We start from the raw sequence: 7,547 nt of genomic DNA, 5'->3' as shown, positions 1-7,547 counted from the left end.
CATCCGGGTGATGGGTCGGGCTCCGGCGCCGAGGCCCGTGTCGCGAAAGCCACTTTGGGGACATCAGGAGTCGCGAAAGTGGCTTTCGCGACACCTGGACCGGAGGGAGCAGGCGGGCCATCCGGCGGGGCCGTCTGCTCGCCCTCCACCGCGTTGCGAAAGCCAGGAGGCGAGTCATCACTCACGAGACCGGGTTCAGCGCGGGAGCATCGGCATCACGTAGTAGGTGAGCTCCACGTCGCCCGGCTCCACCGCGCGGATGACGCAGGCCCGCATCCCGGGCTGGATCTCGAGCCGCACTCGTTCTCCCGCGAAACCCTGCAACGCGTCCAGCAGATAGCGCGCCTGGAACGAGGGCGACGTCCGGCCGCCGGAAACCTCGGCCTTCAGCGTCTCCTCGGCCTCCCCGGTGTCCTGCTTCGAACTGGCCAGCCGCAGGTGCGAGTCGCCGACCTCCAGCGTCAGCACTCGCCGCTCGTCCGCGTAGACGCCCACCCGGCGCACGGCGGCGGCCAGCGCGTCGGCGGAGACCTCGACCGTTGTGTCCACAGTGGACGACTCGATCAGTTTCTCGGACAGGAACCCCGCGTCGAGTACGGCGGTGGTGACGGTGACGCCCGCCCAGCTCAGCCCGAACCTGGTCCCGTCGCCGTGCAGGCCGACGGTGCCGCGCGCCTGCTTCGCCGTCTCGGCGAGCAGGCCGGCCGGGACGAGCGCGTCGACAGGCTCGCCTTCGGAACGCAGGGGAAGGGTGGCCACGGCCATCCGGTACCGATCGGACGCCGTCAGCCGCAGCTCACGACTGAAGCTCTGCACACGGACGCCGGTGAACATCGGCAGCGCGTCGTCCTTGGCCGCCGTACCCGCGACCGTCCGCAGCGCCGACGCCAGTGCGGCACCGTCCACTTCGGACACCTTGGGCGGCATCTCCTGCAGCAGCAGCTCACTGCTCAGCAGCGGCAGCGCGAATCGGCCACCCTCCACCCGCACGGCCAGCCGTGATCCCTCGACGACCAGGCGCACCAGATCGTCTTCGAGCATGCGCAACGTCTCCGCGAGCGGCCCGGCCGGGACGAGCACCTCGCCGTCGGTGTGCACGACGGCGTCACACGTCAGGCGGACCGCTCGTTCGCTGTCGTTTCCGCCGACGGTCAGGCCGTCCCGCCCGGCGCGCAGCAACAGGCCGGAGCGGGCCGAGAGCAGCCGGGCGGCGGCGGAAACGGCGGACGAGAGGGAGCGGGTGGCGGCAGTCAGGTCCATGCCCGCAAGTTAGCGGGCGGCACCGACAAGTTCGGGCGCTTCGGCGACGGCTCCGGACGGCTGCGGGCGGAACGTGCCGCGCAGCAGCCACACCACCGCGGCGAGCGCGAACCCGACGGCGCCGGCGGCGAGGAACGCCGCTTCGTGTCCCGCGTGCTCGACGAGGTAACCGCTGATCGACTGCCCGAACGCGAGGCCGAGGGTCACCGCGGTGAGCACCCAGCCGAACGCCTCGGCCGCCGTGCCCTTCGGCGCGGCGATCTCGATGGCCGCCGAATGCGTCGTCGACTGCGGCGTGATGAGCGCGCCCGCGGCGAGCATGGCGAGCGCGAGGCCCCAGAGCGATCCCGGCAGCGCGAGCAGCGCCACCAGCGCGCCGAACCCGGCCAGCAGCACCGGCAACCGCAGGCCCATCTGGCGCGGCCACGGCCGCAGGCTGTACGCGACACCGAAGGCGACCGAGCTGACCGACCAGGCCGAGAGCAGCAGCCCGCCGATCGAGGTGTTCCCCGCTTCGGTGGCGGCCGCTGGGACGGCGACCTCGACGAACCCGATCACGGCGCCGAAGCCAAGCGCGGCGAGCGCGAGCGTGCGCATCCCGGGGCTGGCCAGCGCGCCGAGCAGTTTCCCGCCCGACGACGGCGCCGGTCCCCAGGCCCGGACCGTCGGGCTCAGCGCGAACAGCACCGCGCCCGCGATCATCGTCAGCGCGCCGGTCACGATGCCGGTGCCCGCCCACGGCGCGGCGATCAGCAGCCCGGCGAACCCGGGGCCGAGGATGAAGAAGACCTCCATGCTGATCGCCTCGTAGGAGAACGCGGCGTTCCGCGTCGGCCCGGCGGGCAGCAGGCGTGTCCACAGTGCCCGCGAAGCCGAACCGACCATCGGTTCGGTGATGCCGGTGCCGAAGGCGAGCGGGACCAGCACGAGCGTCGGAGCGTGTGCCTCGATCGCGAACACCAGCCCGGTCATCGCCAGCGCGAAGAGCAGCGTGGTGGTCAGCAGCGGGCGCGTCGGCCCGAAGCGGTCGATGAGCCGCCCCTGCACGACCGCCCCGACGGAGACGCCCACCAGCGACCCGGCCGACACCAGTCCGGCCGAGGCGAAGGAGCCCGTCTCACGCTGGACGTAGAGCAGCGCGGAGATGCCGATCATCGCGATCGGCAGGCGGGCGAGCAGGGACGCGATCACCGCCCCGCGGGATCCGGGCGCGGTCAGCGCGGCCCGGTAGTCGGCGAGGGAGGTGCGGTGGCTCTCGGCGGAAGCGGACACAGACTGGGACACGCGTACCAGTATGAACTACTTTGGTACGCGAGTACCAGATCTGCGCCGGTAAGGTTTGTCACCCCCGGCTTTTGGGTATTACGGGCCTTGAAGCAGCCGGGTTCGTCACGATCGGGTAACAGTCAGTCGATTTTGGGTCGTTCGGGGCAACAAATCGACGCAGATGGCGTCCTTGAGAGTGAAAGAACTTGTATCCGCGGCCGACGGCCGTGGATGGTTGTACGACAAACACACAGTCTCCAGCTCCCTCCGGCGTACGGGTCGGGGCCTTGTTCCGGAGGGCGGGGAGCGCGGATCGTCGGGGGATGGTCCGCGCACAGCGAAGAGCCGGTGCGCCACGTCGGGGGTGGCGCCCGGCTCTTCGTTGTGTCTGGGCCCGGATGCAATGAAGGGGCCTTTCATCGCAAAATTTGCGATGAAAGGCCCCTTCATTGCACGTGAAGCGGGGTCCTAGCGGGCGCGGCGGGCCAAGCGCTCCGGGTCCAGGATCAGGACGCTCTTGCCCTCGAGCCGCAGCCAGCCACGGTGCGCGAAGTCGGCGAGAGCCTTGTTCACGGTCTCGCGCGAAGCGCCGACGTACTGGGCGATTTCTTCCTGCGTCAGGTCGTGCGTGACCCGCAGCAGGCCGGCTTCCTGGCTGCCGAAACGCTGCGCGAGCTGGAGCAGCGCGCGCGCCACACGTCCGGGGACGTCGGTGAAGATCAGCTCGGCGACCATGTTGTTGGTCCGGCGCAGCCTACGGGCGACCACGCGCAGTAACTGCTCCGCGATCTCCGGGCGGGTGGAGATCCACTGCCGCAGCGCCGGGCGGTCCATCGTCACCGCGCGGACCTCGGTCACGGTCGTCGCGCTGGACGTCCGCGGGCCGGGGTCGAAAATGGACAGTTCGCCGAACATGTCGGACGGACCGAAGATGCCCAGCAGGTTCTCGCGGCCGTCGGGTGACTTGCGGCCGATCTTCACCTTGCCGGACTGGATGATGTAAAGCTTGTCGCCGGGTTCACCCTCGTTGAAGATGACATGCCCGCGAGGGAACTCCACGGATTCCAAGGTCTGTGCCAGCGCCTCGGCGGCTGCCGGCTCAACACCCTGGAAAATGCCCGCTCGGGCCAGGGTTTCGTCCACCTCGGGTGCCTCCTCATCGAGATACGACGTCGATCCTCATCGGTCGAGGATCGTGTCGTCGATCACTTTTCGCGTCAGTCTAGGTCGTGCGCGCGAGTTCGCTCGTCGGCACGCCGCAGGCGCGCGCGGGCCGTGAACGATCTCGCTCGAACGTGGAGCCTAACTCCGCACGCGTCGCGCGCGAAGCCTGGCCGCCTTCCCGCCCAGCCTGCGCAGCCGGAACAGCTCGAGCGCGCGCCCGATCCCGTGCCCGTAGAGGGCCCTGACCTCGTTGGGCTGCGCCTGCTCGAGGAACTCCTCGACTTCGTTCTCCTGCACCGCGACGTGCTTGAGCCTGGTCTCCACGCGTTCCATGAACAGCGCGAAGAACATGATCACCAAGGGGACGAGGATGACGAACCAGACTGTCATGAGCCCTGCCCTGGGAATTCCGAAAAATTGTGCATTACTCCAGATCCTCGCTCATGGCGTCCTCGATCGAAGCGCCGAGGTGGTGCTCTGGCGTGTCGGGCGACGACCGGCGGGTGCTCCCACTGGCTCGTCCGATGGCGCCCGTAGGCTATCGGGGTGCCTCCTGCCCTCACCAATGCCCCCCGCGCGGGGGGTGCGGGTGAAAGCCGGCTCGCATTGGTGAGACGCGCCAGGCGGATGAAGCGTTGCCTCGACGACGAGTTCCCGGACGCCCACTGTGAGCTTGACTTCACCACCCCGCTGGAATTGCTGGTCGCGGTCGTGCTTTCGGCGCAGACCACCGACGTCCGCGTGAATCAGGTCACGCCCGCGCTTTTCGCGCGCTACCGGACAGCCGCCGACTACGCCGGCGCCGATCGCACCGAACTCGAGGAGTACCTCCGGCCGACGGGATTCTTCCGCGCCAAGGCGAACTCGGTGCTCGGGCTGGGCGCCGCGCTGGTGGAGCGCTATGACGGCGAGGTGCCCGGCAAGCTGAAGGACCTCGTCACGCTGCCCGGCGTGGGCCGCAAGACGGCCAACGTCGTGCTCGGCGACGCCTTCGGGGTCCCCGGGATCACCGTCGACACCCATTTCGGCCGCCTGGTCCGCCGCTGGGGCTGGACCGAGGAGGAGGACCCGGTCAAGGTCGAGCACGCCGTCGGCGAGCTGATCCCGCGCAAGGAGTGGACGCTCCTGTCGCACCGGACGATCTTCCACGGCCGCCGCGTCTGCCACGCCCGCAAACCCGCCTGTGGCGCCTGTCCGCTGGCCAAGATGTGCCCCTCGTACGGAACCGGCCCGACCGGGTTCGAAGAGGCCGCGAAGCTGGTCAAGGGCGAAGAACGCGACCACATCCTCGACCTGGCGGCCCGCCGGTGACGAGGGTCACCAAGTTCGCTCTCGCCGCCGCCGTGCTGGTGGTGGCGCTGATCGTCGCATTGCTCACGACCCGTGACGGCCAGGCGCCGGTCAAGACTTCGGGGGATCTCACGGCCGCCCGCGCGAAGGCCGCGCTCGCGCCCTGCCCGCCGCCCGGACCGGGCGAGGTGGCGAAGCTGCGCGGGGTCGACGTCGAATGCCTCGGCGACGGCTCCCGGGTCGACCTCGCCAAGGTGCTTTCGGGTGGTCCCGTGCTAGTCAACCTGTGGGCGTCGTGGTGCGGGCCGTGCCGCGCCGAACTGCCGCTGCTCCAGGAGTACGCCGCGCAACCGGGTGCCGCGCGGGTGCTTCTCGTCCAGGTCGCGAGCTCCGGGGCCGACGGATTGGCGCTGCTGTCCGAACTGGGGGTCCGGCTGCCGTCCGTGTTCGACGGTGACGGGCAGTCGGGGCCGGCGCGGACGGCACTAAAGGTCCCTTCCTCTCTTCCGGCGACGTACCTGGTCACGGCGGCCGGCGACGTCCGGCTCATCGAGAACCCACGCGTCTTCCTGAACACTGACCAGGTGCGCGCAGCTGTGGAAGGGACACCATGACCGGCCCTCTCGTGGACCCGGAGGACGTACCCGCCTGGCTGCGATCGCTGGTCAAGATCAGCGGCGACGTCGGCGCGGAGACCTTCAGCCGGTTCAGCGTGCCGCCGGACGCGAGCTACCGGCCCGCGTCCGTCCTGATGCTCTTCGGCGACGGCCCGCACGGGCCGGACGTCCTCCTCCAGCGCCGCGCCGACACCCTCGGCTCGCACGCCGGTCAGGTCGCCTTCCCCGGTGGGGGCGCCGAGCCCGGCGACGACGGGCCGGTCGGGACGGCGTTGCGCGAAGCGGAGGAGGAGACCGGCGTCGTGCCCTCCGGCGTGTTGCCGGTGGCCGTCTTCCCCGAACTGTTCGTGCCGGTGTCCGGGTTCGCGGTGACGCCGGTGCTCGCCTATTGGCGGACGCCGTCCCCGGTGCACGCCGTCGACCCCGGCGAGACGGCCGCGGTGGCCAGGGTGCCGGTCGCCGAACTCACCGACCCGGCCAACCGGTTCCAGGTCGAGCGCAAGGGCTTCGGCTGGAAGGGGCCCGCGTTCGACGTCGGCGGGCTGTTCGTCTGGGGCTTCACGGGCGGCCTGCTGTCGATGACGCTTTCGCTCGGCGGCTGGGATCGGGACTGGGACCACGGCGACGTCCGGGAGCTTGACGTAGCGTTGGCCGAACATCAGGCGCGCGTCGACGGGCGGCAAGTGCCGGAGAAGGAGTAGTCGCCGGTGAACTGGGTCGACGTACTGGTGATCCTGCTCGCGCTGCTGGCGGGCGTGTCCGGCGCGTTCCAGGGAGTGATCATCGCCCTGCCGTCACTGGTCGGCGTGGTGCTGGGCGCGCTCGCGGGGATCAAGATCGCCCCGCTGGTCGTCGAACTCTTCGAGCATCCCGCGGCGAAGGTCGCCTTCGCGGTGGCGACCGTGGTGTTCCTGGTCGCGCTCGGCGAGACCCTCGGCGTGTGGGCCGGGCGGAAACTGCGCCAGAAGATCAACCCGGACAAGCTTTCCGGCGTCGACAAGACACTCGGCGCGGTGGTGCAGGCCGCCGTCGTGTTCGTGGTGGCGTGGCTGATCGCGACGCCGCTCACGGCCGTCTCGGGGGTGCCCGGGCTGGCGAAGTCGATCAACAGCTCGGTGGTGCTCGGCGGCGTCAACGACGTCATGCCGGAAGCGGCGCAAGGCTTCCCGAGCGAACTGCGCAAACTGCTGGACAAGTCGGGCTTCCCGTCCATTGTGGACCCGTTCCAGAAGCCGAACGTCCAGGACACCAGCCCGCCGGACACCGCGCTCCAGTCGAGCGCGATCGTCAAACAGGTGCACGGCAGCGTCGTGAAGATCCGCGGCAACGCGACTTCGTGCTCAAGGGCGCTGGAAGGCAGCGGATTCGTCGTCGCGCCGCAGCGCGTGATGACGAACGCGCACGTCGTCGCGGGCACCGACGAGGTCGCCATCGAGTCGACCTCGGGCAAGTTCCCGGCCAGGGTCGTCTACTTCGACCCCGAGGCCGACGTCGCCGTGCTCGCGGTGCCGAGGTTGCAGGCGCCGGTGCTCCCGTTCACGCCGCGTGTCGCGCGGGCGGGCGACAACGCGATCGTGCTCGGCTACCCGCTCGACGGCCCGTACACCGCTTCGCCCGCCAGGGTGCGCGGCCGGATCAACCTGCGCGGACCGGACATCTACGAGTCCAACACCGTGCAGCGCGACGTGTTCACCGTGCGCGGGCAGGTCCGCAGCGGCAACTCGGGCGGGCCGATGATCAACCCCGAGGGCGAGGTCATCGGGGTCGTCTTCGGCGCGGCCGTCGAGGATCCGGAGACCGGCTTCACCCTGACGTCCGAACAGGTGCGGCCGGTGGTGGAGACGGCTCCGTCGCTGAGCGCGAACACTTCGACCGGCCCCTGCGCGAACTGAGGTCCTTCCGCGCCCTGCGGAGTGTCATGAGGGGTGGCCCCGGGGGCGAACTAAGGCG

8 protein-coding genes are annotated in these 7,547 nt (G+C 70.2%); 4 read left to right on the top strand and 4 right to left on the bottom strand.

Annotated elements, in window-relative coordinates:
• Positions 1–195 precede the first annotated feature (195 nt).
• The 4 genes from dnaN to ACFWMR_RS42000 form a co-directional block, all read right to left on the bottom strand.
• On the bottom strand, positions 196–1,260 hold the full coding sequence (dnaN, locus tag ACFWMR_RS42015) for a DNA polymerase III subunit beta (RefSeq protein ID WP_378382430.1): 1,065 nt from the start codon (positions 1,258–1,260) through the stop codon (positions 196–198).
• Between the two features lie 9 nt (positions 1,261–1,269).
• Positions 1,270–2,532, bottom strand: a complete 1,263-nt coding sequence (locus ACFWMR_RS42010; protein WP_378280276.1) for an MFS transporter — start codon at positions 2,530–2,532, stop codon at positions 1,270–1,272.
• 462 nt (positions 2,533–2,994) lie between these two features.
• The gene (locus ACFWMR_RS42005; protein WP_003081747.1) at positions 2,995–3,669 is read right to left on the bottom strand and encodes a Crp/Fnr family transcriptional regulator; all 675 of its coding nucleotides are present in this window, start codon (positions 3,667–3,669) and stop codon (positions 2,995–2,997) included.
• Positions 3,670–3,828: 159 nt separating this feature from the next.
• Complete coding sequence (locus tag ACFWMR_RS42000) at positions 3,829–4,080, bottom strand: hypothetical protein (protein WP_005166943.1); 252 nt, start codon at positions 4,078–4,080, stop codon at positions 3,829–3,831.
• Positions 4,081–4,317: 237 nt separating this feature from the next.
• Here ACFWMR_RS42000 and nth point away from each other — a divergent pair, with 237 nt between their 5' ends.
• Genes nth through ACFWMR_RS41980 form a run of 4 tightly spaced genes read left to right on the top strand, consistent with a single transcriptional unit; the run spans position 4,318 to position 7,489 of the window.
• Entirely contained in the window at positions 4,318–5,001 is a 684-nt protein-coding gene (nth, locus tag ACFWMR_RS41995) for an endonuclease III (RefSeq protein WP_093932343.1), read from the top strand.
• Complete coding sequence (locus ACFWMR_RS41990; RefSeq protein ID WP_093932344.1) at positions 4,998–5,594, top strand: TlpA family protein disulfide reductase; 597 nt, start codon at positions 4,998–5,000, stop codon at positions 5,592–5,594. The genes nth and ACFWMR_RS41990 overlap by 4 nt, the downstream gene beginning before the upstream one ends.
• Entirely contained in the window at positions 5,591–6,298 is a 708-nt protein-coding gene (locus ACFWMR_RS41985; protein WP_378382429.1) for an NUDIX hydrolase, read from the top strand. Before ACFWMR_RS41990 ends, ACFWMR_RS41985 begins: the two co-directional genes overlap by 4 nt.
• Before the next feature lie 6 nt (positions 6,299–6,304).
• Positions 6,305–7,489 carry a MarP family serine protease gene (locus ACFWMR_RS41980; protein WP_378382428.1) on the top strand — a complete coding sequence of 395 codons (1,185 nt, stop codon included), beginning with the start codon at positions 6,305–6,307 and terminating at the stop codon, positions 7,487–7,489.
• The last annotated feature ends 58 nt before the right edge of the window (positions 7,490–7,547 follow it).

The sequence above is a fragment of the Amycolatopsis thailandensis genome (genome assembly GCF_042723255.1).
Classification (GTDB): domain Bacteria; phylum Actinomycetota; class Actinomycetes; order Mycobacteriales; family Pseudonocardiaceae; genus Amycolatopsis; species Amycolatopsis thailandensis.
The sequence above is the reverse complement of the archived record's forward strand: the minus strand, read 5'-3'. Positions and strand labels throughout refer to the sequence as shown.

Bases quoted from the DNA above. Each gene is read 5' to 3' on its own strand.
- dnaN (WP_378382430.1), bottom strand. From the start codon at position 1,260: ATGGACCTGACTGCCGCCACCCGCTCCCTCTCGTCCGCCGTTTCCGCC.
- ACFWMR_RS42000 (WP_005166943.1), bottom strand. From the start codon at position 4,080: ATGACAGTCTGGTTCGTCATCCTCGTCCCCTTGGTGATCATGTTCTTC.
- nth (WP_093932343.1), top strand. From the start codon at position 4,318: ATGAAGCGTTGCCTCGACGACGAGTTCCCGGACGCCCACTGTGAGCTT.
- ACFWMR_RS41985 (WP_378382429.1), top strand. From the start codon at position 5,591: ATGACCGGCCCTCTCGTGGACCCGGAGGACGTACCCGCCTGGCTGCGA.